Annotated in this window: 26 protein-coding genes; 16 read left to right on the top strand and 10 right to left on the bottom strand. The window is 38.9% G+C overall.

Annotated elements, in window-relative coordinates; translation table 11 throughout:
* Nucleotides 1-2: 2 nt before the first annotated feature.
* The 3 genes from VOI17_RS01410 to VOI17_RS01420 all read right to left on the bottom strand — a co-directional run bounded on the left by VOI17_RS01410 (nt 3) and on the right by VOI17_RS01420 (nt 1,934).
* Nucleotides 3-503 carry a YcxB family protein gene (locus VOI17_RS01410; RefSeq protein WP_323755447.1) on the bottom strand — a complete coding sequence of 167 codons (501 nt, stop codon included), beginning with the start codon at nt 501-503 and terminating at the stop codon, nt 3-5.
* A gap of 98 nt (nt 504-601) precedes the next feature.
* On the bottom strand, nt 602-1,471 hold the full coding sequence (gene nadC, locus VOI17_RS01415; RefSeq protein WP_323755448.1) for a carboxylating nicotinate-nucleotide diphosphorylase: 870 nt from the start codon (nt 1,469-1,471) through the stop codon (nt 602-604).
* A gap of 31 nt (nt 1,472-1,502) precedes the next feature.
* A complete protein-coding gene (locus tag VOI17_RS01420) occupies nt 1,503-1,934 on the bottom strand; it encodes a DUF4783 domain-containing protein (protein WP_323755449.1) in 432 nt (143 codons plus the stop codon).
* 112 nt (nt 1,935-2,046) lie between these two features.
* On the opposite strand from VOI17_RS01420, the gene gpmI reads away from it, so the two are divergent.
* Nucleotides 2,047-3,564: a 2,3-bisphosphoglycerate-independent phosphoglycerate mutase gene (gpmI, locus tag VOI17_RS01425; RefSeq protein ID WP_323755450.1), complete on the top strand. Its 1,518-nt coding sequence runs from the start codon at nt 2,047-2,049 to the stop codon at nt 3,562-3,564.
* A 14-nt stretch (nt 3,565-3,578) separates the two neighbouring features.
* Nucleotides 3,579-4,142, top strand: a complete 564-nt coding sequence (locus tag VOI17_RS01430; RefSeq protein ID WP_323755451.1) for a hypothetical protein — start codon at nt 3,579-3,581, stop codon at nt 4,140-4,142.
* A gap of 1 nt (nt 4,143) precedes the next feature.
* Here the strand turns inward: VOI17_RS01430 and VOI17_RS01435 are convergent, their stop codons facing one another.
* Nucleotides 4,144-5,070: a universal stress protein gene (locus VOI17_RS01435; protein ID WP_323755783.1), complete on the bottom strand. Its 927-nt coding sequence runs from the start codon at nt 5,068-5,070 to the stop codon at nt 4,144-4,146.
* Nucleotides 5,071-5,215: 145 nt separating this feature from the next.
* Here VOI17_RS01435 and VOI17_RS01440 point away from each other — a divergent pair, with 145 nt between their 5' ends.
* Together VOI17_RS01440 and VOI17_RS01445 are read left to right on the top strand one after the other, a co-directional pair.
* Nucleotides 5,216-5,542, top strand: coding sequence for a DUF6787 family protein (locus VOI17_RS01440; RefSeq protein ID WP_323755452.1), 327 nt, complete (start codon nt 5,216-5,218; stop codon nt 5,540-5,542).
* Between the two features lie 83 nt (nt 5,543-5,625).
* On the top strand, nt 5,626-6,048 hold the full coding sequence (locus VOI17_RS01445) for a Fur family transcriptional regulator (protein WP_323755453.1): 423 nt from the start codon (nt 5,626-5,628) through the stop codon (nt 6,046-6,048).
* Here VOI17_RS01445 and VOI17_RS01450 read toward each other — a convergent pair whose 3' ends face one another.
* Together VOI17_RS01450 and VOI17_RS01455 are read right to left on the bottom strand one after the other, a co-directional pair.
* A complete protein-coding gene (locus VOI17_RS01450; RefSeq protein ID WP_323755454.1) occupies nt 6,049-6,270 on the bottom strand; it encodes a hypothetical protein in 222 nt (73 codons plus the stop codon).
* A gap of 83 nt (nt 6,271-6,353) precedes the next feature.
* Nucleotides 6,354-7,847, bottom strand: a complete 1,494-nt coding sequence (locus VOI17_RS01455) for a sodium:proton antiporter (RefSeq protein ID WP_323755455.1) — start codon at nt 7,845-7,847, stop codon at nt 6,354-6,356.
* Nucleotides 7,848-8,607: 760 nt separating this feature from the next.
* Between VOI17_RS01455 and VOI17_RS01460 the strand changes: the two genes are divergently transcribed.
* The 9 genes from VOI17_RS01460 (at nt 8,608) to rsmI (ending at nt 17,445) form a co-directional block, all read left to right on the top strand.
* Nucleotides 8,608-9,885 (top strand): hypothetical protein, encoded by a 1,278-nt coding sequence (locus VOI17_RS01460; RefSeq protein WP_323755456.1) that lies wholly within the window; start codon nt 8,608-8,610, stop codon nt 9,883-9,885.
* An 11-nt stretch (nt 9,886-9,896) separates the two neighbouring features.
* Entirely contained in the window at nt 9,897-11,222 is a 1,326-nt protein-coding gene (locus VOI17_RS01465) for a hypothetical protein (RefSeq protein ID WP_323755457.1), read from the top strand.
* Nucleotides 11,223-11,283: 61 nt separating this feature from the next.
* Nucleotides 11,284-11,832 (top strand): LPS export ABC transporter periplasmic protein LptC, encoded by a 549-nt coding sequence (gene lptC / locus VOI17_RS01470; RefSeq protein WP_323755458.1) that lies wholly within the window; start codon nt 11,284-11,286, stop codon nt 11,830-11,832.
* Nucleotides 11,833-12,030: 198 nt separating this feature from the next.
* A complete protein-coding gene (locus VOI17_RS01475) occupies nt 12,031-13,311 on the top strand; it encodes a hemolysin family protein (RefSeq protein ID WP_323755459.1) in 1,281 nt (426 codons plus the stop codon).
* Between the two features lie 85 nt (nt 13,312-13,396).
* Nucleotides 13,397-15,526, top strand: coding sequence for a peptidylprolyl isomerase (locus VOI17_RS01480; RefSeq protein WP_323755460.1), 2,130 nt, complete (start codon nt 13,397-13,399; stop codon nt 15,524-15,526).
* A gap of 61 nt (nt 15,527-15,587) precedes the next feature.
* Nucleotides 15,588-15,851: a DUF493 family protein gene (locus VOI17_RS01485; RefSeq protein ID WP_323755461.1), complete on the top strand. Its 264-nt coding sequence runs from the start codon at nt 15,588-15,590 to the stop codon at nt 15,849-15,851.
* An 11-nt stretch (nt 15,852-15,862) separates the two neighbouring features.
* Nucleotides 15,863-16,537, top strand: coding sequence for a class I SAM-dependent methyltransferase (locus VOI17_RS01490; protein ID WP_323755462.1), 675 nt, complete (start codon nt 15,863-15,865; stop codon nt 16,535-16,537).
* Nucleotides 16,538-16,540: 3 nt separating this feature from the next.
* A complete protein-coding gene (locus VOI17_RS01495) occupies nt 16,541-16,771 on the top strand; it encodes a 4a-hydroxytetrahydrobiopterin dehydratase (protein WP_323755463.1) in 231 nt (76 codons plus the stop codon).
* Nucleotides 16,771-17,445: a 16S rRNA (cytidine(1402)-2'-O)-methyltransferase gene (gene rsmI / locus VOI17_RS01500; RefSeq protein ID WP_323755464.1), complete on the top strand. Its 675-nt coding sequence runs from the start codon at nt 16,771-16,773 to the stop codon at nt 17,443-17,445. The genes VOI17_RS01495 and rsmI overlap by 1 nt, the downstream gene beginning before the upstream one ends.
* An 8-nt stretch (nt 17,446-17,453) precedes the next feature.
* Here the strand turns inward: rsmI and VOI17_RS01505 are convergent, their stop codons facing one another.
* Nucleotides 17,454-17,618, bottom strand: coding sequence for a hypothetical protein (locus VOI17_RS01505; RefSeq protein ID WP_323755465.1), 165 nt, complete (start codon nt 17,616-17,618; stop codon nt 17,454-17,456).
* A gap of 55 nt (nt 17,619-17,673) precedes the next feature.
* On the opposite strand from VOI17_RS01505, the gene VOI17_RS01510 reads away from it, so the two are divergent.
* The 3 genes from VOI17_RS01510 to feoB all read left to right on the top strand — a co-directional run bounded on the left by VOI17_RS01510 (nt 17,674) and on the right by feoB (nt 21,470).
* Complete coding sequence (locus VOI17_RS01510; RefSeq protein ID WP_323755466.1) at nt 17,674-19,014, top strand: HTTM domain-containing protein; 1,341 nt, start codon at nt 17,674-17,676, stop codon at nt 19,012-19,014.
* A 116-nt stretch (nt 19,015-19,130) separates the two neighbouring features.
* Nucleotides 19,131-19,352: a FeoA family protein gene (locus VOI17_RS01515; protein ID WP_323755467.1), complete on the top strand. Its 222-nt coding sequence runs from the start codon at nt 19,131-19,133 to the stop codon at nt 19,350-19,352.
* A 3-nt stretch (nt 19,353-19,355) separates the two neighbouring features.
* The gene (gene feoB / locus VOI17_RS01520) at nt 19,356-21,470 is read left to right on the top strand and encodes a ferrous iron transport protein B (protein WP_323755468.1); all 2,115 of its coding nucleotides are present in this window, start codon (nt 19,356-19,358) and stop codon (nt 21,468-21,470) included.
* 25 nt (nt 21,471-21,495) lie between these two features.
* Here the strand turns inward: feoB and VOI17_RS01525 are convergent, their stop codons facing one another.
* The 3 genes from VOI17_RS01525 to VOI17_RS01535 are packed head-to-tail and all read right to left on the bottom strand — an operon-like array spanning nt 21,496 to nt 24,589.
* Nucleotides 21,496-22,980: a carboxypeptidase-like regulatory domain-containing protein gene (locus tag VOI17_RS01525; protein WP_323755469.1), complete on the bottom strand. Its 1,485-nt coding sequence runs from the start codon at nt 22,978-22,980 to the stop codon at nt 21,496-21,498.
* An 8-nt stretch (nt 22,981-22,988) separates the two neighbouring features.
* Nucleotides 22,989-23,969, bottom strand: a complete 981-nt coding sequence (locus VOI17_RS01530; RefSeq protein ID WP_323755470.1) for a FecR family protein — start codon at nt 23,967-23,969, stop codon at nt 22,989-22,991.
* 47 nt (nt 23,970-24,016) lie between these two features.
* The gene (locus VOI17_RS01535) at nt 24,017-24,589 is read right to left on the bottom strand and encodes an RNA polymerase sigma-70 factor (protein WP_323755471.1); all 573 of its coding nucleotides are present in this window, start codon (nt 24,587-24,589) and stop codon (nt 24,017-24,019) included.
* Between the last annotated feature and the right edge of the window lie 96 nt (nt 24,590-24,685).

Consider the following 24,685-nt stretch of genomic DNA (forward strand, 5'->3'; position numbering starts at 1 on the left):
GCTTATTTTTCTATTTGTTGCTCTTTCTTCTCTTTGATCAATCCCTTGCGCCTCATAATCGTCTCCACGAATTTTATTTCGTTTTGAGTTTTGAAAACGGTGAAAGGGAACATCATCATTTGGGCCTTGTTTACCACAAGCACAAATTGCTTTTTGTCCATCCAAGCATATTTGATTTGCTCCCATTTCATGGGCATACCTTGCTTAGAATTCATTTTGATCAAAATCTGACGGCTGTCAATTTCGTAAGAAAGCTTATCGAAAAGCATTTTACTTTGTTCTAGCTGGGTTACTCCCGTAAACTGGATCAACCAGAATAAAAGATAAAGTACATAAGCGATCAAAGCGCCAATCCACCACCAATTTGAAGGAATGACAAAGGCCATGGACGAAATGCCAATAGCAATTAAAACCACCCACCATTGCTCTTTAAGGATGTTTCTCATCCCCGCACGGATGTAAGCTTTTTTGTCTAAAGCGTATTTTTTTGTTTTTACAATCATGATAATTTACCTGCTAACTCGCACAGTGTCGAAAAAGGAACACAAACATAATGATCAAAACCAAGGCTTCAATCATTAACACTAAAAAATTGCGTTTCTTAACTTTCAAATTCTTCTGCTTTTAGACTTATGTCCAGGCTTTTTGCCGAATGGGTAAGTGCACCAACGGAAATATAGTCTACTCCAGTCTCTGCCACCGCCCCAATGGTCGATTCGGTAATGCCACCGGAAGCTTCGGTTTCTAAACGGCCATTGATCAAAGCCAAAGCTTCGCTCATTAATTCCGGGCTCATGTTATCGAGCATGATTCTATGTACTCCTTCCAAGGTCAAAACCTCTTTAACTTCCTCTAAGTTACGGGTTTCTACTTCGATTTTAAGGTCACGGCCAGTGCGCTTTAAATAGTCTTTTGTTGCTGAAACTGACGGAGTAATTCCGCCAGCAAAATCATTGTGGTTGTCTTTCAGCATGATCATATCATACAATCCAAACCTGTGGTTTACGCCTCCCCCAATAAAAACCGCCCATTTTTCCATTAACCTAAAGTTAGGGGTGGTTTTTCGAGTGTCTAAAAGTTTTGTTGAAGTATGAGAAATAAGCAAATTCAGTTTATTGGTATAAGTAGCAATGCCACTCATGCGCTGCATGCAGTTAAGCATTAAGCGCTCACCAGACAAAATGGCCCTTGAACTACCGTGGATCCGCATGATGATGTCGCCCTTTTTGACCACATCACCATCTTTTACCAAAGGTTCTACTTTAATCGAAGGGCTCAATTTTTTGAAAATGATTTCGACCAATTCCACCCCAGCAATAATGCCGCTGTCTTTCATCAGCAGATAAGCTGAGCTTTCAGCATTTTCTGGAATAGACGCTAAAGATGAATGATCGCCATCGCCAATATCTTCGGCTAAAGCACTTTCAATAAACTGATTGAGAGATTTTTCTGTAATGTATTTCGGCCACATGGGCCAAAAATACTAAATAGATTGCAAGGGCTTAACGGTCTTCGGTAAATTCCAGTCGATAGATTTTATAGTCCGCTTTATATTTCTTCGCCCGAAGTACAACTCTGTATTTTTTATTCCCAGAAACATAGGAACCAATGGCATATATAATACCGCCATCTGAATTTCCTTCATGAATGAATTCCGTGGAATCGGCAGGGTTTTTTTGAAAAAATTGCTTCAGAACAATTTCTGCCTGATTGGTGCTATAGTCCTTTTTTTCATTGTCGAGTTTGATCTCTACCCTGTCATGCAGATATTTCACTAACTCTCTAGAACTCGAAGACTTTAATGCCTCTTGAACATTTTTTATCAACTTTTCCTCTGGCGTCTGAGCAAAACCTGACAAGGAGCTCAGCATCATCAAAAGAGACATGAAAGTAATAACAATATTTTTCTTCCTCATTTTTAGTGACTTAGCCATTAGTTTAACGAAAATAATGCCAATTATTACTCTCCTTAGGTTTAGTTCAGAATCAAATTAATACAATCGCTTTGGACTTACAAACCAGATCATAATAATATATATTTGCCCCATGGAAAAACGCGTTCTCTTAATGATCTTGGACGGTTGGGGTTTAGGTACCGATTCCAACGTTTCTGCCATTGATCATGCCAAAACTCCCGTTATTGATTCTCTCTATCAAAAATACTCTCATTCTAAACTAGAGGCTTCTGGCTTAGCCGTTGGTTTGCCCGCTGGTCAAATGGGAAACTCAGAAGTAGGCCATATGAATATTGGTGCTGGTAGAGTAGTTTACCAAGATTTAGTGAAGGTAAACAAAGCAGTGGAAGAGAACACTTTGGCAGATAACCCAACATTGAAATCTGCTTTCCACTACGCAAAGACGAATTCTAAAAAAGTACATTTTTTAGGTCTGCTCTCCGATGGAGGAGTGCATTCTCATATCAATCACTTGAAAGCATTACTTAGCATTGCGCACAATGAAGGATTGAACAATGTTTTTGTGCATGCCTTTACCGATGGCCGAGATACTGACCCAAAAGGAGGAATAAAGTATATGGCAGACCTTGAGGCACACATGGAAAAAACCACTGGAAAAGTGGCTTCTGTGATTGGCCGCTATTACGCCATGGACAGAGACAATCGCTGGGAAAGAGTCAAATTGGCTTACGATGCCATGGTGAAAGGAACCGGAGTAAACTCAGAAAATATCACAGAGAGCATTGCTAAATCCTATATCGAAGGTGTCACGGATGAGTTTATTATTCCAATAATTCATTCTAAGAATGGTGTCCCATTGGCCACTATTGAGGAAGATGATGTGGTGATCTATTTCAATTTCAGAACTGACAGAGGAAGAGAAATTACCCAAGCCCTTACGCAGCGTGATTTTCCTGAACAGGAAATGAAAGCCATGAAGCTTTACTTTGTTACCCTCACGAATTACGATGATTCATTTAGTGGCGTAAAGGTAATGTTTGACAAAGACAATCTTAGAAACACCTTGGGTGAAGTAATTGCCAAAGCAGGCAAAAGGCAAATTAGAATAGCTGAAACAGAGAAATATCCGCATGTAACTTTCTTCTTTAATGGTGGAAGAGAAACGCCATTCGAGGGGGAAAAACGAATTTTATGTCCATCTCCTAAAGTGGCCACCTACGATTTGCAGCCCGAAATGAGTGCAAATGATATTAAGGAAGCGATTGTTAAGGAGCTAGGTATACAAGAAGTAGATTTTGTATGCCTCAATTTTGCCAATCCAGATATGGTGGGGCATACTGGGGTTTTTGAAGCTGCAGTAAAGGCATGCGAAACCGTAGACAAGTGTGCTGGAGAAGTAATTGATTCGGCCTTGAAAAATGGCTATACGACCATCGTAATTGCCGACCACGGTAATTCCGATGTAATGACAAATCCAGATGGCAGCCCAAATACTGCCCATACCACGAACTTGGTGCCTTGTATTCTCGTTGACAATGAATTGAGACCTCAAATGAAAGATGGTAAATTGGGCGATTTAGCCCCTACTATTTTAACATTAATGGGGCTTAAAATTCCTAAAGAAATGGGCGGAGAGATACTCTTATGAAATTGAAAAACTTTATGTTCTTACTTGCTCTATCCCTTGTCAGCTGTACCGAGGGACAGAAATCTGAGCCGATTAGAACAGGTACTTATTTTGACCTTGTCGAGCTATTAGACGAGCAAATTGCTGTGTTTGAAGTGGAAAAGCCAATCCTCACTAAGGAACTAAGCGTGAATGGCGAAACCGATCAAGTGATAGTTCAGTTTGATTCTGCAAAACAATGGAAAGAAGAGCTTGGTCTCTTTTATCAGGCTGACATTAATAAGCTAGGACTGGAAACATCCTACACTACAGAAGAGCTTTCAACCGGAACAGATATCAAAAAAGTCATTGATTCGGCCAAAACAGATAGGCCCGCTGTTCGCTCCATTGAATATAACTATAAGGCAGACCAGTTAGAAAGCATTCGAATCATAGTGAAGGACGAAAATCCAGTGTATAAATTCGAAAAAGAGCTCAACCTCTATTTCAATGTGGTGCAAGGAAAGTCGATTTTGAGCTCTTTTACTATTTCTGGAGATCAGAGCATGATCTTAAAAGACGAACTGAATTATAGCTTAAAAGCCACAATCGGAAAATAGATTACAAACGGAATAATGCCTCAAGTAGGCTAAGGTTCTCTTTTCCTTTCTTTACCAAAAATAAAGGAATATCTCCACTTTCATAAACAAGCTTTTCGGCTACGCTACCAATTAAAAATGCAGCAGCGCTGGTTCGGCCTTTCGACCCAAGAATAATCAAATCCACTCCTTTTTCAGAAGCCGTCTTATAGATTTTGTCTGCTGGGTGTGGGTCATCGTCAAGCGCAAAAGTGTGTTCAAATTTCACATCACCAGTATCCATTTTCTTAAAGAACTTTTCAGAGTCTTTCTTAGTGTTTTCGAGCATAATCTCAGAAAACTCTTCATAATTCTTCCCTGATTTATGATAACCAGTCGGCACTCTATATATATGATTACTCATCAGTTTCGCTCCTGTTTGCTTCTGTAGAGCCAATCCAATCTCAAAAGCCATTTGAGAGTGCTCTGAATAATCAATTGGTATAAGAATCTTATTCAGCTCCAGTTTTGGGTTTTCAGGAACATACATTACGGAAGAAGGAGAGCTCTTGGCGATTTTGCTAGAATTCAAACCAGCATTAGAACGGTGATGCTTTCTCCCCAAAACCATAAGGTCTATTACCTTTACTTTGGCCATTTTTATCACTTCTTCGGTCACTTTCCCAGTGGCTACCTTGATTTGGACATCGCAACCATTTGGCAGCACAAAGTTCTCATCCACCTTAGCCTTTATTTCGTGCTCAAGCGTTTCGTCTAGCGGAGCGATCAAATCTGGGTATTTTTCTTGAATTTCAACAGGTAGCTCCAATGATTCGGCCACATGTAAAAAGTAAACAGAATCAATTTCAAAAACGCGCGCTATCATAGACGCATACTGGATAAGCCCTTTATCCATTTGGGTAAGGTCTAAACAGACCATCATTCGCTGAAACTTGCTTAAGTCGTACATCTTCAATCAGGAAATTTGTTGATGTAATTTATTGAAATAATTAGCCCATACCCACGCATTGAAGTTTTTTTTGATAAGGTTTTATTTAGGGTTGGTGATTGGTATCAACATGCCTAACTTCGTGCGCTTTTAAAAGGTAAAAAATTTGGCGAATACACAGTTTTTAGAGAAAATGAAGGAGCGTTGGAATCTCAACTCGCTCATTCAGGTGGTTTTGGTGTTGGTTGTGTTCTCACTTACTGGAATGTCAGTGGTGTTTTTAAAGCCCTATGTTTTTCAGCTTTTTGGTATTGAAAGGCTTACAGGCATAAGGGGGATCTTTCTTTATTTGCTCTTAATTCCGCCATTATACCAAATCCTTTTAATGGTATATGGCACCTTACTTGGGCAGTTTTCTTTTTTCTGGAAGTGGGAAAAGAAAACTTTCAATTCAATAGGGAAGCTTTTCCGAAAGCGGAAAAAGAAGGATTAACTTCTTTTGAAACTCTATCCACGAATACAAGGAACTAATAAACCCTGTGTAGCATTCTTCTGACGAATAACTATCTTTATTTCGTGGACAATCATATTAAAGAACTTTTAAGAGATCACACATTAAGACTAACCCAAGGCAGGGCTGATGTAATTGATGTTTTTCTAAATCACGAAGTAGCGGTTTCTCATGCCGACATTGAGGTGGCTGTGGATGGAAAATATGACAGGGTTACAATCTATCGAACGCTTAAATCTTTTTTAGACAAGGGATTGATTCACAAAATACTCGATGATAAAGGAGGAATACGTTATGCCCTCTGTGCCGATGCCTGTTCCGAAGGAAGTCATCAACATAATCACATCCATTTTAAGTGCAACAAATGTGAGCAAACCACTTGCTTGGAACATGTTGAAATTCCCATGGTAAAACTACCTAGGGGATTCACTGGCGAAGAAAGTAATTTTTTGATTACTGGTATTTGTGATAAATGTAAGCAGCATTAATTAATAGGCTTTTTCAGCCTTTCTCTTTTTGAGTAAAGGGGAATCAGGCCAAACTACACCAGGCGGTAAGTCTATATTTGGAGGTGTAAACTCATGAATTCCTCCCTCGTCATCATCTTCATGATTATTTACCTTTCGGCTTTTCATCAGTTGAAAAGTCAAGTAAGTAAGAATCACGTAAGTGAGGCCGCTTAAAATCAAATCTAAGTAAATGCTATCCATTTCAAAACTTCGGAGAAATGAAGTTACAAAATGTTTCTACACAAAATCAATTAAACGAAGGCTTTCCTTCTTTGATTCAAAATTTAAAAAGCGAAGAAAACAAGCCAAATAACAAAGAGAACTGGCAATAGAATAGGAATGGAATACCTCAATATATAGCCAAAGAACGAAGGCATGTGAATTCCCATTTGCTCAGCAATAGACTTCACCATAAAATTTGGCCCATTTCCAATGTAGGTCATGGCACCAAAAAACACTGCACCAATAGATATCGCCATTAGCATGAACACGGAGTCATCATAAACGCCACCTATCGCATAACTTTGAACATCGCTAATTACAGCAATATCTCCGCCCTGCGAAGCCATGGCAGCCGCTAAGAAATTCAAGTAAGTAGGTGCGTTATCCAAGAATCCAGAGAGAATCCCCGTACCCCAATACAAGGTATTGTGCGTGATTAGTGCACTACCAGCTTCAGACTGCGCAAATTCACTTACCAAGGCCAGTGCAGGCATCATCGTTCCGAAAATCCCAATAAATATAAATGCCACTTCCCGTATGGGCTCAAAATTAAATTCGTTCCCCTTTATCGCACGCTTATCGGCAAATCTAAAAGACAGGAAGCCTACAGAGAACATAATTAATTCTCTAATATAGGAGAACTTCATTCCGTCATAGTGAATTGCTGGAACCCCTTCAATTACATTCGGATCAATAAAAACAGCAGCAATTATAATGGCCAACCAGATAAAATTTCTTGACCCAAGAATTTTGGTTTTGTTGGAGAAAGTTGAAATTTCTTCCAAATCTTCATCCGTATTCCTTTTATCAAAAATGTAGAATACAAAGGATAAGATTCCCACTCCAGTAATCCATGGTAAAAGATTATGCTCTAAAGTCCAAAAGAATGGTACTCCTTTCAAAAAGCCTAAAAACAATGGCGGATCACCAATTGGGGTCAGTGCGCCACCAACATTACTCACTATAAAAATAAAGAAGATAATATGGTATGGCTGAATTCTACCTTTATTCAAACGAACGAAGGGTCTGATTAAAAGCATTGAGGCTCCAGTTGTTCCAATTAGGTTAGATATAACAGCTCCAATAAGCAGTAATCCTACATTGGTTAGTGGTGTAGCTTTTTTGTCCACATCAATCATTATCCCTCCAGAAGCAATGTATAAGGAAGATAATAAGGCAATGAATTGAACGTACTCTGCTAAAGCATGTACAGGATGGTTAACGTCACCAACGACAAAGAGGTAGTATATAACCACAATTGCCGCTAAAGACACCGCAATTATTGGATAGTTCTTATGCCAAAAATGCTCATAGAACAAAGGCCCTGTGGCAATCATTACCAATAACAAGACAAATGGAATTACGGACCAACCCGCAGGAGATGGATGCTCTTCGTCTGAAGAGGCGGCAGCTGAATCATCATGCGATTCAATAGATATCTCTTCGGAAGTCATAACCGTAACTGAAGTCGTTGGGGCAATCCCGTTGATATATTCAGCTTTGGCTATAAAAACCATAAACAACATGCACAATGTTAGTAGGAATCTGTTTTTCATTAAAGTCGCTGTGTGTCGCTAAAGTATACTTCTGATTCGAGAATACAAATTCGCTTTGCAGATTTTGGGCTAAGATAAGCATTAGCGGTAAAACCAATGTTAATCAAAAATCAAATTCAGTGGATTACACGAAATATTAAGTTCTCATTTAATTTTAAACCCTCCAAAACCAACTCGTCTTGAAATGCTTTAGAATTTTTAAACTGTTGTTCAATTTATAAAGTCAATTTTAGACTATTGATTGACTGACCAAAGAATATTTACTCGAAAGGCAAAAATTAAAATCAGAGGGTTAACCAATCCCTTAAGTGTTGACCTCAATTGCCAATGGATTAGCCTTACGAAATAAAGATTCTTTAAGTTATGAAAACTTAAGCGCTTTGCTCTGGAAACCGGTTTCCCATCACTTTGAATCGAAGCCTAACAAAAAATAACAAAGGAGCATTGCCATACTCATTTTTATCAACTAATTTTATAGTCATATATAAATTCAATTTGTCTTTATTTTGAAACGGTAATGGTCTAGGCCTTTGTGCTTATTATGACGATACCGAGTCAAACTTTGAGCTATGGTTAGATCTTTATAAATGTATCTAAGCGTGGGATTAGAGGTAATTCTCACAATTTTGGTTAAAAATGTCTGATTTTAAGCGGATTATTGGCTTACCTTTTTTAGAAAGGTTTGAAACTAAAAGAAAAGCTGACATATTTGTAACCCTCAAATTAGTGCTCGTTGGACTGAATGTGTTTAGGTTAAGTAATGCTCAAAAATATCATTAAATATTCGGCCCTTCTTGGGGCATTTTTATTCTGTACCACTCTTAAGGCACAGTATACTCAAAGTTCTTATTCTGCTTTTGGAGTAGGGGATGTAAACTGGGGAGGTTATTCCCATAATGCTGGAATGGGAGGATTCGGTATAAGTTATAACAACAGGCTTTACCTCAATAATCTTAATCCTGCTTTAATCGCCACTAACTTCGAGGCTGTATTTCAAATTGGTACTTCCTTTGACTCAAGAACTTATAATAACGGTGACCAGAGCTACAGCTCGTTTACGGGTGGGTTCAAAGATTTTGGTTTTTCGTTACCCATAAAATATGGAAAATGGAATATGGCACTGGGTCTTAGTCCATATACTTCAGTGAACTACGGTATTCTCCAAACCTCCACTGGCCCTGATAACTCAATTCTATTATCTCAATTAGACGGAAATGGGGGGATAGACGAAGCTTTTATGACCCATGCTCTAAGACTTGGTAACTTCATGGTTGGCCTGAAAACTTCATATCTTTTTGGCTCGATTGAAAGGGATACAGAATACCTTCTTTCAGGTATTCCAACGATCACCTTTAGTAGCACAATTTATAATGAAAGAAGAAGTTTTTCGGATGTGACTGCCAATATTGGTTTAGCATATAAATTGAAATTTAATGACAAGCAATTCCTGAATTTTGGAGCATTCTATAATTTGGAGGCAAATATAAGAAGCAGGAATCTGACCAGGCTAGAGAGTCAGGATATCAACGGAAACGTTCTTTCGAGTGATACGCTAAAAAATAATTTAGACACCCAAATATCTATTCCCAAACGTATTGGATTTGGTATTTCTTATGAAAAATCGCAGAGATTTGCCATTGGCATAGATGTACAAACTCAGGCATGGAGTCAGTATCTTGACGAATCTGGCCAAACCAGTTCAAACTTTGGAGATGCATTTAGAATTGCCGTTGGTGGAGAATTATTACCAAACTACGAAGTTTCGAAGGCTGGCCCGAGAATAACTTATAGATTCGGGATTCATTATGAAAGGACTCCTTTTTTAATCAATTCACAAGAAGTAAACGACTTTGGTATAAATATTGGAACGTCCTTACCGTTGAACGGAATTGTGGGTGTTTCAAATATAAATTTAGGAGCTACCTTTGGAAATAGAGGTAACGTAACCGATGGGTTAATGAGAGAAAACTACCTCAAGTTGAGCATTGGATTTAGCTTGCAAGACCAGACATGGTTTGCGAGACAGAAGTATAATTAAACTACAGTATTATGAGAATTAAATTTTTATTGACCTTTATCATCATTACCTCTGGGTACTCTGCTATGGCTCAATTCAAATGGCCAGAACCACCAGAAGAAAGAAGCGATGCCCAAACAAAATGGACCTTGTTTAGCGATACAGAGAAGTCTGGTAATTACGATGCAGCCAAAGGTCATCTAGAATATATCTTGGAGCATTTCCCTGATTTAAGTGAGTCAACTTATATTAAAGGGATTGCGATCTGGGACGAATCTTGGGAAAACGGAAAAACCGAAGCTGAAAAAGAAGCAGCAGCCGCTAAAGTGATGTCACTCTACGAGATGCGCTTTAAAATGTACCCAGATTCCAAAAAGGAAAACATTGGTCGTCAGGCTATTTCTGCCTATAAGTATTATATAACCGATGCTACCAAAACTCAGTATTTGCTTGACCTATTTAAGCTGACCTATGATCTTGAAGGAAATGAAGGTTTCTACTCAACGGGTCGTTATTACATGCAGACTGCTGTTTTAGGCTACACACGTAATATAGGTCTTACTGACGAGCAAATTCTTGAGGTTTATAACAGGTGTACTGAGCACATTGATTATCAAATCAAAAAGGCGAAAAGTCAGAATAAGAGCACCAAGAGTATGGATGCAGTAAAAGAGTTTGTCGATAAAAAATTGGCTGACCTTAACTTAATCGACTGTACCTTTATTATTGAAAAACTTGTTCCTCAGTTTAAGGCAAACCCTAAGGATGAGGAGTTGGCAAACAAAATATTTGTTTATGCTTACGATGGTGGATGTACCGATGCTGACTGGTTTCTTGATGCCGCTAAAACGGTTCTCGAAACAAAGCCACAGTACGGTGTAGCTAATTTATTGGCCTCAACATATGTTAAAGAAAAAGACTATGTAAATGCCAAACTCTATTATGAGAAAGCTATAGAAATTGCCGAAGACAATACTGACAAAGGAAAAGCCATGAAGCAGATTGTGTTAATGGAACGTCTTGAAGGAAATAAAGCGGAGGCCAGAAAATTGGCCATTGCTACTGTAGAAATTGACCCTACTTTAAAGGAAGAGATGTACACATTGATTGGTGACATGGTGATGCAAAGTACAGAGTGTGATCAGCAGAAAAGCCAAGTGGATGATAGAGCAAAATTCATTGTTGCCTACGAATATTACGTTAAAGGAGGTAATCAACTGAAAGCAAGCCAAGCTAAGGCGCAATTTCCAAGTGGTGGAGAAATCTTTACCGAAGGAAAAGAAGTTGGTGACTCTGTATCAGTAGGATGTTGGATACAACAAACTGTTAAATTGCAGAAAAGACCAGATCAGCAATAGTTGATTCCCAAATGAAAAATAATAGCGGTCTTCTCTCTTAGGGAAGACCGTTTTTCATACAATGACATTGAAAAAGCTTATACCTCTTATATTTATTCTGGCCTTTACTGCCTGTTTTTCTGAGCCAAAAAAATTGGCCGAAATGGAAGAGTATAAAGGCCCTATTCTAGAATCGGAGAATGTAGAAATCATTATGACCGAAGGTTCTATCCGGAAATTGGGAATTAAGGGAAATAAACAACTAACTTTCTCCAATGGAGATTTAGAGTTTCCTGAAACTATAAGAATTGACTTTTTTGATGGCGAGGGAGATACTACTTCAGTGCTCACTGCATTGGAAGGTTTTTATGATGCTAAAACAAAGCTTTATAGAGCAACTGGTGACGTAGTAGTTATAAACCTAAAGGAAAATCAGACCTTAAAAACTGAAGAGTTGTTTTGGAACCCAAATACAGAAAGAATTTATACCGACCAGTTTTTTATTGTGACTACTGAAACAGATTTGATTCAAGGTACGGGTATGGATGCTCCTCAAGATTTTTCAGAATTTAAGGTTACGAACCCAAAGGATACGGAATTCTTAATTAAAGAGACAAATGAGAACAACTAGTGGCACCATAATCTTTTCACTTTGTGTAGTCACATTTGTGATTGGCGTACATCAGACCATGACCTATGGCATTGCCTATTCCTATTTTATTTTTATGATATCAATAGGTCTGTTATTTTTATACAGATATAGGAAAGCAAAACATAAAGAAAAGGAAGAACAAACAAAGTCGACTCCTAAGCGGAAAAAGAAACATTAATGGACTATTACCAAGGTACGGTTATCATCATTGCCCTAATTTTTTCAGCATTTTTTTCTGGAACTGAAATCGCATTTGTAACCTCGAGCAAGCTCCAAATTGAGCTTCAGAGTAAAAAAGGAACACTTAGCGGGAAAATTCTAGCCTTCTTCACCCAAAAGCCTTCCCGACTTATCAATACCGCTTTGGTGGGGAATACTATTGCACTGGTTATCTACGGCTATTTTATGGCCTTAATTCTGGAACCATTAATCATGGATGTTCTGCCAGAATACTTAATTAACCCAGGGGCAGTGCTTATCATACAAACCATTCTATCTACCCTGTTGGTTTTATTCACCGCTGAGTTTACACCTAAAAGTATTTTCCTAATTAACCCTAACCGGTTATTAAGCATTCTTTCCATTCCAATCATGCTCATCTTCATCATCATGTTTCCTTTGGTGTGGGTAATTGAGCAAATGTCTCGTTTTATTATCGTTTATATTCTAAGACAGAAATTCTCACAAGATCGTCCTGTTTTCGGGCTTACTGACTTACGTTCATACATTCAGCGCAATACCCATAAAGACATTAAAGAGTCCAAAGTAGAATTGGACACCAAAATTTTCAACAATGCACTGGAATTCAAAACCGTTAAAGTAAGGGAATGTATGATTCCTCGAACGGACATTGCCGCAGTTGAGCTTGAGGATTCTATAGAAGATTTAAAAAATGAATTCATTGAAAGCGGTCACTCCAAGGTGTTGGTGTACCGAGATAATATTGATGAGGTAATTGGGTATTGTCATGCATTGGCCTTATTCAAAAAACCGCAAGACATTGAGAGTATCCTTACACCAATAATCATTGTGCCTGAAACTATGTTGGTGAATGAGCTAATGATCCAGTTTATTCAAGAAAGAAAAAGTTTGGCCCTAGTAGTGGACGAATTTGGAGGGACTTCTGGCTTGGTAAGTCTAGAGGATGTAATCGAAGAGATTTTTGGTGAGATTCAAGATGAGCACGATGATGAAGACTGGGTTGAGCAAAAACTTGACGACAACAATTATCTTTTCAGCGCTCGCCATGAAGTAGATTACTTGAACGAGAAGTACCATTTCAATATTCCAGAAGGTGATTACGACACGTTAGGCGGATTTATCCTGTCAATCACCGAGAATATCCCTCAAGTAAATGAGACCATTTCCGTTCCACCGTTCAAAATAAAAATAGTGGCAATGGAAGATGCTAGGATTGATACCGTAATGCTTAGCATCCTTCCAGACAGAGAAGACTGATTAACAGGGCTTTTTGTCTGTATTTTCTTTTGCTAATAGGTCATAAATCAATTATGTTTGCGGCTATTTCAATTAATAAGTACAAATGGCAATAATTAACACGCTTCGTGAAAAGATGGGACGACTCTTGGTAGTCGTAGTAGGGGCATCGATTTTAGCTTTCGTTTTAACCGATGTATTAAGCAGCAGATCGTCCATTCTTGGTAGTGATCAACAAGAAGTTGGTGAAATTTCCGGAGAATCCATCAGTCAGCAAGAATATGCTAACCTAGTAGAAAGTATCAAACAAAATTACATGGCTCAATACGGTGTTAACCCGAATGAGTTCTTAATGCAAACCATAAGAAATCAGGCATGGGAGCAGTTGATAGCTCAAATTGCTTATACCAAACGATTCGATAAAGCTGGCATTGCAGTTTCTGGCGATGAAAGAATCGATATGGTTCAGGGCAAAAACATTTCACCTCAAGTAATGCAACAATTTGCAGATCCTCAAACAGGTGAACTGGACCGTCAGTTTTTGAACCAAGTTTTGGTCAACAGTGATTTAGACCCTCAGTCTAGACTGCAATGGCAAATGTTCGAAAACAGCTTGGCTGAAAACAGACGTATGGCAAAATATCAGAATCTAATTCTGAAGACCAACTATGTAACCTTGGCCGAAGCACAGCAAGAATATATGGAGCAAGAGGGTGGAGTCACTTTAGATTACCTTTACATTCCTTTCTTGGCTGTAAATGATGACCAAGTTGCTGAAGTTTCTGATGCCGATTTACAAGCCTATTTAGATGAGCACAAAGATGAATATACTGTAGAAGAGAGTCGTTCAATCGACTACATCTCTTTCCCTGTTATCCCATCAGCTGCCGACAGCGCCTATTATACTGAAGAACTAAATCACCTTAGAACTCAGCTTGAAGCTGGAGACAATGACTCTACTTTAGCCGTGATTAATACGGAACAGGGAATTGGTTTTGGAACATTCGATCCATCAGCACTTCCTGATGACATTGTTAACAACCTATCGAACCTTAAAAAAGGTGATGTAATTGGCCCAAAATTAACAAACGGAATTTATACACTTTTCAAACTATCGGATGTTATTAAGAGCGAATCCGAATTTGTAAAAGTAAGCCACATCCTACTGAGAACAGAAGGAATGTCAGCAGCAGACAAAGCCGCAGTAAAAGCAAAGGCTGAAGGAATTTTACGTGAAGCAAGAAATGGAGCAGATTTTACCCAATTGGCCATACTAAATTCTGAAGATTCTTCTGGCCCTTCAGGTGGAGATTTAGGTTGGTACAGAAAAGGTGGAGATGCGCAAGGTCAGTGGGCTGAGCCTTTCGAAAATGCTGCTTTCTCTGTAAGCCGTGAAGGCGTAATCAACCGTCTTGTAGAAAGTGATTTCGGTTTCCACATTATGAATGTGACTGGAGCACCAAGCAACAACAGATATAAGGTAGCCATGATTCTTAAAGAATTAACCCCATCAGATGAGACCATCGATGCGGCATACCAGAAAGCTGGTCAGTTTGTTTTAGAAACTGACTCATATGATGATTTCGTAAACAATGCATCTGCAAACGGATACTCTGTTTTCAGTGGTAACAATATTAACTCTAACAGCTCAAGTATTGGTAGATTAGAAAGTGCTCGTCAGATTGTAACATGGTTATATGGAGAAGCATCTGTAGGAGACGTGAAAGACTTCGACCTTGCCGAAGAATATGTTGTAGCTGTTTACAGAGCGAAAGTAGAGGCAGGTACTGCTAAACTTACTGATAGTGGGGTAAGAAGCCAGATCAAACTTAAGGTTGAAAACAATAAAAAAGCAAAATACATCACTGATAAAATTTCAGCTGCTTCAGGTTCATTGTCTGATATGGCTGCTTCATTCGATGCCATTGCACAAGTATACACAGATACTCAAGTGAAATTAAACTCTAACGCTTTGCCTAATGTAGGCGTTGCTCCTACTGCTGTAGGAACAGCATTTGCACTCAAAAATGTAGGCGATAGATCTAAAGCAATTACTACCGATGTAGGAGTTGTGATCATGGAGTTAAAAGCGAAGAATACGCCAGCTGGCATAACGGATTACACTACTTATGTGAATCAAATTCAGCAAAGAGCACTCAGCAACGCTCAACTGAAGATGAATCAAGCGGTAAGAGATAAAGCCGAAATTCTAGACAAACGATATAAATATTACTAAAAATATTAAATCGGCCTTCGGGCCGATTTTTTTTTGCCCCTTCCTACCTTAACTTAGCGTGATGCAAAAATTCACTTCAGAGAATTTTAAGGAAAAACTAGAGAGCACCCTTAACTTTCCAGCTTTATACATGTTCAAATTTATCGTGGAAGACGAGAAGCAAGATGAAGTAAAAAAGCTTTTCCCCGGCCATGATGTAAAAACGAAGGCTTCCAGTAAAGGGAAATACGTAAGTATTACCGCCCAATTGATGATGCCTTCTAGCGATGCCATCATTGATACCTATCTCGAAGCAGCAAAAATTGAAGGAATCATAGCCCTATAACTTTGAGGTCATTGTCCTACATATCGCTCATTTTTTTACTCTGGTCTTGCTCTAGTAAACCCAAAGAAAAAAGTGTAGACTCTCCGGTATTGCAGCAAGAAGAACTAGTGCCCGAAGTTTTAAACGAGCATCAAGAATCATCTGAATTACAAGAAGATGAAGGGAGAACCGATTGGCAAAACCCAGAGTTTGTAATCAATCTATTGGGTGATTTGACCAATAAAACAGTGGCAGATGTTGGAGCTGGAGCTGGGTATTTTACATTCAAAATTGCCAGAAAAGCGAAAAAGGTGATCGCACTAGACATCGACCCCAATTCACTGGAGTATATCCAAAACCAGAAGTCAATTGTGGGCAAGTGGGCTGATAATATTGATACACGACTGACCCCAGCCGATGTGCCTAATTTACTCGACAATGAGGTAGACGTTGTGTTGATTGTAAATACCTATGCCTATATTCCCAACAAGGATGAATATTTAAGCCGACTCAAAAAAGGAATGAAGAAAGGCGGGACTTTGCTTATTATCGATTTCAAAACGGGCGACATTCCAGTGGGCCCCTCAGATGAAGCCAAGGTTTCGAGCAAAACATTAGAACAATCTTTGAAAAAAGCAGGTTTCTCAAATACAGAGACTGACAACAAGAGTCTACAATATCAATACATTATTACAGCTAAAAACTAAGATATGTGGGAAGAAAAAGACAATAAGCTCGTTCGCAAATTCGAGTTTACCGATTTTGTAGAGGCCTTTGGTTTTATGACGAGAGTTGCCATTTGTGCCGAAAAAATGAACCACCATCCAAATTGGTCAAATGTGTATAATTGGGTGACCATTGAGTTAACCACACATGACGCTGGGAATACTGTCACGAAAAAAGATCGTGAGCTTGCCAGTTCAATTGACCAATTAATCTAATGTCTGAGATTTCTCTATTCCTTGTACCCACTCCCATTGGAAATCTTGAAGACATCACTTTAAGAGCTTTGAGAATATTGAGTGAAGTGGATGTTATTTTGGCGGAAGACACGCGTACTTCCGGCAAGCTATTAAAGCATCATAATATCACCAAGCCACTCCAGAGTTATCATATTTTCAACGAACATAAAACGGTTGAAAAACTAATCAATAGAATGGAGTCAGGCGAAAAGTTTGCACTCATTTCTGATGCTGGTACACCTTCAATTTCCGACCCTGGTTTCCTATTAGTAAGGGAACTGTTAAAGGCTGGCCTCGAAGTCAACTGTTTGCCGGGCGCCACAGCCTTTGTGCCCGCTTTGGTCAACTCTGGTCTGCCATCTGATCGTTTTGTTTTTGAGGGCTTTCTTCCGCATAAAAAGGGGCGTCAGACAAGACTGATAAAATTAGCTGAAGAAGATCGAACCATAATTCTTTACGAATCACCGCACCGACTGATCAAATGCTTAGAGCAATTGAAAGAACATTTAGGAGACAGAAAAGCCTCCGTGTCGAGAGAAATTTCGAAGATGTTTGAAGAAACTGTCCGAGGCTCTTTATCCGAACTGATTGATCATTTTACCATTAAAGGTGTGAAAGGTGAATTCGTTGTTTTGGTTGAAGGGAAGGTTTAAGCCCTTAATTAACCTCCGCAACCGATGTTTCTTTTTAAAGAAACATTCTTTGGAATCCCTCCAAAATCAAAATCATCGTTTTCAGCATTCTGCGTCTCTTTTTCAACGATTTTAGCATCCTTGTTAGGCGCTTTTTTTTTCTGTTTTGGACCTTTTACCCTTTTTTCTTTCATGATTTTATAACCGAATCTTCCTGTTTAAAATTCCAAATTTTTATAGATTAGAAATATGTTGAATTTCTTTTCCAAAATCATTCAAAAGCAATTCGATCCAGTCGACAATTCTCCGCTCGTATTATTTCGGATGATTTTCGGCTTTCTGATTTTCGCAGAGACCTTTGGTGCCATATTGACTGGATGGGTTAAACAAGCCCTAATTGAGCCCAAGTTTACCTTTACACTTATTGGTTTAGAGTGGCTCCAACCACTTCCAGGCAATGGAATGTATGCATATTTCGCACTAATGGCAATTTGTGGGCTATGTGTTATGGTAGGTTATCATTACAGGCTTAGTCTTAGTGCCTTCACTATTCTTTGGACACTGGTCTATTGGATGCAAAAATCGTATTACAATAATCATTATTACCTTCTTATCCTTCTTTGTCTTTTCATGCTCTGCGTTCCCGCCCATGCCTATGCCTCATTCGATGCTAAAAGATGGAATTCAGTCGTAAGTATGACCTGCCCAAGATGGTGCCTCAGCATCTTCATTATACAGCTCTGGATTGTTTTCACATTTGCCGCCTTCAACAAAATTTATCCTGGGTGGGTAGAAGGCCACTTTATCCAAGTGGCCCTAGGTTCAAAAAATAGATACTGGTTAATAGGCGATCTTTTACAAAAACAGTGGCTCCAAAACCTGGTTATTTATGGCGGAATCGTCTTTGATTTACTCATTGTCTACTTCCTGCTTTGGAAGAAAACCAGAGTTATTGCATTTAGCATTTCGGTGGTCTTCCACATCTTCAACGCAGTGGTTTTTCAAATTGGGATTTTTCCGTTCATGATGATTGGCCTGACTGTGTTATTCTTCGACCCTGAAACCATCCGAAAAACCTTCTTTCCAAAAAAGACTTTAATAGGGCTTTCCAATAATACGCAAACTGAACTCAAAGCTGGCAGACTGGCGTTAGCGGTAGTTTTCTCTATTTACTTTTGCTTTCAAATCTATCTACCCCTTCGGCATCACCTTTATAAAGGCGATGTGTCTTGGACGGAAGAAGGGCACCGTCTTTCATGGCGAATGATGTTAAGGGTAAAGTATGGCAATTTAAATTTTGACATAAAAGACCCAAAAGCAGATAAGATCTGGCGTGTAGATCCGCTGGATTTCTTTACAGCCAAACAAGTCGCAGCAGCGGCATCAAAACCCGATATGATCTGGCAAATGGTCCGATGGATGGAAAAGTATTATAAAAAAGAAGGAATAGCAGACATAGAAATTTATGCCAATACAAGTGTCTCTCTAAATGGAAGTGCGCGACATATTATTATTGATCCTGAAATAGATCTTACCCAAATGAAATGGCAACCGTTCAAGCATTCTGCTTGGATTTTGAGTCCCAAATAAACATTTCTTTTCCTCCTCTTAAAATAGATTAACCTTAAAGGCATCAGTATTTTGTTATGAACACCGTCTCTAGTAAATTGCACCTGTTTATATTTAATCTAAATAAGCATAGAGCCGTGAGAAGTCTAGCAGAGCTAAAGAAAAACGAGAAAGGGATCATAAATGGGTTTAAAGATGACACTCTTTCAGTCAAACTTATTGAAATGGGCTGCTTGCCCGGAACTGAAGTTTCTGTGGATCTCATCGCTCCGTTTGGCGACCCTATTGCTATTGGCGTTTCTGGTTACTGCTTATCGCTCAGAAAAGATGAAGCGGCCTGTATCATGATTGAAGATTAGAGCATGGCAAAGGCGAACAGAATTAAAATTGCGCTTGTTGGAAATCCTAACTCTGGAAAAACAACACTTTTCAACTTACTTACTGGGCTAAATCAAAAAACGGGAAACTTTCCCGGGGTAACCGTAGATAAGAAATCTGGTTTCTCAAAACTACCTGATGGCACCACGGCCGAAATTATTGACCTTCCTGGTACTTATAGTATCTACCCGAAAACATTGGATGAACAGATCGTCCAAGACATTCTGCTAGACCCTGAACATTCGCAATACCCTGATAAAGTAATTGTAGTCACCGATGCCTCAAACCTTAAAAGAAACTTACTCCTTTTTACTCAAATAAGAGATTTAGGTATTCCATTGATCTTGGTGCTAAACATGATGGATGTTGCCCAGCTCAAGAAACTCAATATCGACTTAAGGGGCCTTTCTATTGACTTAGGAATAAAAATTATTCCAACGAACTCACACAATGGCCATGGAGTAGCGGCTTTAAAAGAAGCCCTCACCCAGCCCCTTATAAAAAGTAAGCGGCCATTCTATGATATCTATGATTTAGCTCCTAAAACCATAGATGTAATCAAAGCAAAATTTGACCTGACTGAAAATTACCGTGCCTACCAATACGCACAACAATCTGTGCGTTTGAATTTTTTGACTGAAGGGGAAAAGGAGAAGATCGATAAAATAAAGGCTGAAAATGGCTTTTATGATGTCCCAACTCAATCCCAAGAGACTTTAGGTAGGTATCAGCTCATTTCTGATATCGTAGATAGAAATGTAAAGAACTCACAAGACCCGTTAAAGAAATCCGTTAGCCAGAAAATAGATAGGGTGGTGACTCACCCTGTGTTTGGATACCTCATTTTCTTTACGGTACTCATGCTTATCTTTCAGGCCATTTTCGCTTGGGCAGAAGCTCCTATGAACCTTATTGAAGGATCAATAGCAGAGTTTAGTGGCTGGGTGAAAGATGTGCTTCCTGAAGGAATTCTTTCTGATTTGCTCACCGATGGTGTCCTTGCTGGACTTGCTGGTGTTCTGGTATTTATACCGCAAATCGCCATTCTTTTTGCTTTTATTGCCCTTTTGGAAGAAAGTGGTTACATGTCGAGAGCGGTTTTCCTTATGGATAAACTAATGAGAAAAGTTGGTCTCAATGGAAAGTCTGTAGTGCCATTAATCAGCGGAATGGCCTGTGCTATTCCAGCCATTATGGCCACCAGAAACATTGAAAGCTGGAAAGATCGCCTCATTACGATCTTTGTAACCCCATTTATGAGTTGCTCTGCGAGGTTACCGGTTTATGCTATTCTAATTGGCTTAGTTGTTCCCGACCAACAGGTGATTGGCATATTTAACCTCCAAGGCTTGGTGCTTCAAGCATTATATCTCCTAGGATTTCTTGCCGCCATAGGCTCAGCATTTGTAATGAAGCTTATCCTTAAGAGTGGTGAAAAATCTTATTTTATTATGGAACTGCCTGGGTATAAAATCCCAAGCTGGAAGAATATTGGGCTCACCATTTACGATAAGTCAAAAACCTTTGTATTTGAAGCAGGTAAAATAATCATCGCTATCTCTATCGTATTATGGGTTTTGGCCTCCTATGGTTTCAACGATAATTTCCGAAATGCGGAAACCAACGTTAGGCAAAACATTGGGGCAAATGCATCTCAAGAAGAATATGAAATTGCCCTGAGCTCCTATAAGCTTGAATACTCTGTGGCTGGTTCATTTGGTAAAATTATAGAACCTGCAATTCGTCCACTCGGTTATGACTGGAAAATAGGAATTGCACTGATTACTTCCTTTGCGGCACGAGAGGTTTTTGTAGGCACGATGTCCACCATATACAGCATTGGTGCCAGTGATGATGATGATGTAACAATAAGGGAAAGGTTGAGCCAGGAAAAAAATCCTGAAACAGGTGAAGCCATGTATACTCCTGCTGTTGCTTTTTCACTGATGGTATTCTATGCTTTTGCAATGCAATGCATGAGTACGTTAGCGATTGTTTACAGAGAAACTAAAGGGTGGAAATGGCCTATAATCCAAACCATTTACATGACCGCAGTCGCCTATATTTCGGCACTTATTACCTATAATATTTTCTCCTAGAATGGTAGAATAACGAGACCTAGAGTTATTGGTCTTGCTCCTTTGGTCTAAAGTTTAAAGGCAGCTTTACAGAAAAGCCACCCCATGTCCACCACCCGAGATATAGGGCGGCCCGCTTACTGCTAAAATAGCCTGGAAAAGCAATCAATGGTTGTTTTTCCTGAAATAGGATTACGGACTTTTGAAACAATGGAACGTCACTGATATCCATACCCACTACCTGATAGCTCGTAAGACTCTGATCGTTGCTTAAGGAAATTGTAGATCTCGACTTCTGATCAGTGTATTTATAGTTTCCACTTTTAGACTTACTTCTAAAAAGCTTCTTATACTCTTGGTCTTCAAAGCCTTTCGTATAAGTCACCTCTATATCCGATGATCCTAATAATCTGTATTCTAAATCTTTACCCGATGGTTCAAGCCGGATAATTTCTGATAGTTTGGCTGGATTAAGGGGGGTACTGTATTCTGAAGTAACAGAATCAAATTGAACGGTATTCACTGAAAAACCTTCCTGGGCCACTTTACCTTCGATTAAGGAATTCAAAAAATGGTTGACCGACCCGTAATACGCTTTCCCTCGGGCCTCTTCCCATCTACTGTTCTGCTTTCGCGACTTAGGTTCAAGTTCCGTAAACTGTGCCTTCCCAATGTATGTTTTCGTGCCATTAATAAACGTGAATTCTTCCAGAATGTAACTCACCTGATAACCCAAGGCGTAATTCTCAATATATAACTTATCATTGGCCGTTACTTCATAGTTATTCAGAGAATCTAGTACAAAGAAGTCAAGTACTTCGGGGTTTACAATCCTACAATCTTTGGCATTGCTATCTCTCCCTAAAAAATCTTCCTCAAACCTTTTCAGAAGTCTCCTGTCGCTTTTACGTTGCTTTCTAGTCTTGTTGGCCGAAACCTCAACGGGCTCCAAAGCCACTTCTTCAACATCCATTTCAATAATAAACCTATTATTTTGTAACGGCTGTTTATAATTAAAAGGAATTGTTTTAGGTTCATATCCAACATGAGACACGACAAGATTGAAAGCGATATAAGGGATGTTCTTAATTTCAAAATAGCCCTCACGATTTGTCGCCACTCCAAAGGTGCTATTATCTATAAACACATTGGCATAAGGAAGAGGCGTTTGGGTCTCGACATCAAGCACTTGCCCCTTAATTGTTCGATCCGTGGAAGGCTGCTTGAGAATCACAATCGTGCCATTTACCTCTCTATAGTAAAGGTTGGCTTTAGATAATATATCTTCAAGGATTGATCGCAGTGAGACACTATCATATGTAACCGAAAATTTATCCATTTTCGGAATGATCATAGTATTGTATGAAAAATTGATTTGCGTCTGCCGATTCAATTGGCGTAAAGCAGCACTTAGCGTTACGTTATCAAATTCAACAACGTATTCGAAGTCTAAAATTGAATTAGACCTCTCTTGAGCTTGTGCGTTAATACACCAAAATGCGTAGATGGAAACCAGAAATCCCCTGAGCATGGACCAATTTAATGATCGCAGGGCTTTCCGTCTAATTTTATTTGATTTTCTTTAAGGGATACGAGTTTTACTTCTGTAAAAGTAGCCACAATGGTCTTAATTACATCTTCTATAGAAGTTCCTTGAAATGTTGTAGTAAGAGTACAAGCTCCAATGGCCTCATTATAATCTATATTTACCCAATAGGTATCTTCTAAATCTTTAAATACTTCACTGAGAGGCGTGGCATCGTATTCAAGTTTTCTTGTCCACCAACCGCTAAAGTTGGCATCCTTCATTTCATTCTTTTGAATAATCTTTCCTGCTTTATCCAGTTTCGCACTTTGCCCTTTGGCTACATGCTCCTTTACTCCAGTAATCGATGAAGAGAATTCAACCAATCCTTCCGTAACATCCAGCTCTACGCCATCATCAGCTTCAGTGGCCAAATTAAAACTAGTACCTAGAACTTTTACTGTACTATTTCCTGCCTCAATCACGAAAGGCAAATCTTCATTTCGAACAATATCAAAATTTGCCTCTCCCTTTAGAATCACGTTACGATTACTATCTCCAAAATGCTTGGATAAGGTGAGTTTGGCGTTAGCGTTTAACTTCACCAACGATCCATCTGGCAATGTAAATTCTTTGACTCCATGAGTCACTGAGGCCAACTCAGTGCCATCAGAACCTGTAGTTTTCGTAGAGCTATAAATAAAATATCCGGCAACTGACAATACCAAAAGCGAAGCTGCAATCTTTAAAAAGCTGAATCTGCTCTTTTCAAGCGCAACAACCTTAGTGTCTTTTGTACGTTTACTTACTCTATTCCAAGCGGAATCAGCATTGAAAATTTTATCATTCTCATTGCTCGTTAAATCAAGCACATTAGCGTAGACCTCTAAGTCGAGTCTAAGCTGTTCATCTTGAATCAATTGAGATTCAAAATCGGCTCTTTCACTAGTATCTAGTTCATTGGCCAAATATTTGGCCATTAACTCTTCCATCATTTCCTTCTTTCTGTCAGTTAATGTAACAACCCTGACAATTTATTCCCCTATAACAAAACCACCAAAGGCAGAAAAAAAACTAGATAGTCCTGTAATTGGTTTCTTAATATCTTAAGTGCCTTGCCCATATGCACTTCAACTGTCTTTTTAGAAATGTGTAATTCCTCTGCAATTTCATGATACTTTAATCCTTCTTCCCTACTCATTCTGAAAACTTTCTGACATTGCGGAGGTAGACTATCAAGGGCGTCTTCAATTCGTTTTTGTAATTCAAAATCAGGCTGATGACTCACATAGCTTTGCATGCTGATTTCAATAGAATCTTGCTTATTATTCACATACTTGTTAACCACCTTTTCATGCTTAATATAATTAAGGGCAGTATTGTAAGCAGCTCTAAACAGGTATGATTTAAAATTGATGTCTTCTCGAATCATCTCTCGTTTTTCCCAAAGGTTTACGAAAGTGCTCTGCACAATTTCTTCGCAAGTATCTTCATCACGAAGTATTCTGAAAACATATCGGCAAGCGCCATTGTAATGCTCTTTGAATAAATGCTCAAAAGCACGTCTATCGCCTTTGGCAAATGCAGCAAGAAGTTGATTTTCGTTTAACGACACTCTTTAGGATTTCAGCAGCGATGAAGATAAAAAGAAAAAACATATTCCAATGAATTTACGTGTTCCCATACTAATTAATTGACATTTTTGGTAGAA

It is taken from the genome of Roseivirga sp., assembly GCF_034669765.1.
Classification (GTDB): Bacteria; Bacteroidota; Bacteroidia; order Cytophagales; family Cyclobacteriaceae; genus Roseivirga.

Bases quoted from the DNA above. Each gene is read 5' to 3' on its own strand.
- VOI17_RS01420 (WP_323755449.1), bottom strand. From the start codon at position 1,934: ATGGCTAAGTCACTAAAAATGAGGAAGAAAAATATTGTTATTACTTTC.
- rsmI (WP_323755464.1), top strand. From the start codon at position 16,771: ATGTCTGAGATTTCTCTATTCCTTGTACCCACTCCCATTGGAAATCTT.
- lptC (WP_323755458.1), top strand. From the start codon at position 11,284: ATGACATTGAAAAAGCTTATACCTCTTATATTTATTCTGGCCTTTACT.
- VOI17_RS01480 (WP_323755460.1), top strand. From the start codon at position 13,397: ATGGCAATAATTAACACGCTTCGTGAAAAGATGGGACGACTCTTGGTA.
- VOI17_RS01410 (WP_323755447.1), bottom strand. From the start codon at position 503: ATGATTGTAAAAACAAAAAAATACGCTTTAGACAAAAAAGCTTACATC.
- VOI17_RS01430 (WP_323755451.1), top strand. From the start codon at position 3,579: ATGTTCTTACTTGCTCTATCCCTTGTCAGCTGTACCGAGGGACAGAAA.
- VOI17_RS01530 (WP_323755470.1), bottom strand. From the start codon at position 23,969: ATGATGGAAGAGTTAATGGCCAAATATTTGGCCAATGAACTAGATACT.
- feoB (WP_323755468.1), top strand. From the start codon at position 19,356: ATGGCAAAGGCGAACAGAATTAAAATTGCGCTTGTTGGAAATCCTAAC.
- VOI17_RS01450 (WP_323755454.1), bottom strand. From the start codon at position 6,270: ATGGATAGCATTTACTTAGATTTGATTTTAAGCGGCCTCACTTACGTG.
- gpmI (WP_323755450.1), top strand. From the start codon at position 2,047: ATGGAAAAACGCGTTCTCTTAATGATCTTGGACGGTTGGGGTTTAGGT.
- VOI17_RS01525 (WP_323755469.1), bottom strand. From the start codon at position 22,980: ATGCTCAGGGGATTTCTGGTTTCCATCTACGCATTTTGGTGTATTAAC.
- VOI17_RS01485 (WP_323755461.1), top strand. From the start codon at position 15,588: ATGCAAAAATTCACTTCAGAGAATTTTAAGGAAAAACTAGAGAGCACC.
- VOI17_RS01505 (WP_323755465.1), bottom strand. From the start codon at position 17,618: ATGAAAGAAAAAAGGGTAAAAGGTCCAAAACAGAAAAAAAAAGCGCCT.
- VOI17_RS01465 (WP_323755457.1), top strand. From the start codon at position 9,897: ATGAGAATTAAATTTTTATTGACCTTTATCATCATTACCTCTGGGTAC.
- VOI17_RS01455 (WP_323755455.1), bottom strand. From the start codon at position 7,847: ATGAAAAACAGATTCCTACTAACATTGTGCATGTTGTTTATGGTTTTT.
- VOI17_RS01460 (WP_323755456.1), top strand. From the start codon at position 8,608: ATGCTCAAAAATATCATTAAATATTCGGCCCTTCTTGGGGCATTTTTA.
- VOI17_RS01435 (WP_323755783.1), bottom strand. From the start codon at position 5,070: ATGTACGACTTAAGCAAGTTTCAGCGAATGATGGTCTGTTTAGACCTT.
- nadC (WP_323755448.1), bottom strand. From the start codon at position 1,471: ATGTGGCCGAAATACATTACAGAAAAATCTCTCAATCAGTTTATTGAA.
- VOI17_RS01475 (WP_323755459.1), top strand. From the start codon at position 12,031: ATGGACTATTACCAAGGTACGGTTATCATCATTGCCCTAATTTTTTCA.
- VOI17_RS01510 (WP_323755466.1), top strand. From the start codon at position 17,674: ATGTTGAATTTCTTTTCCAAAATCATTCAAAAGCAATTCGATCCAGTC.
- VOI17_RS01495 (WP_323755463.1), top strand. From the start codon at position 16,541: ATGTGGGAAGAAAAAGACAATAAGCTCGTTCGCAAATTCGAGTTTACC.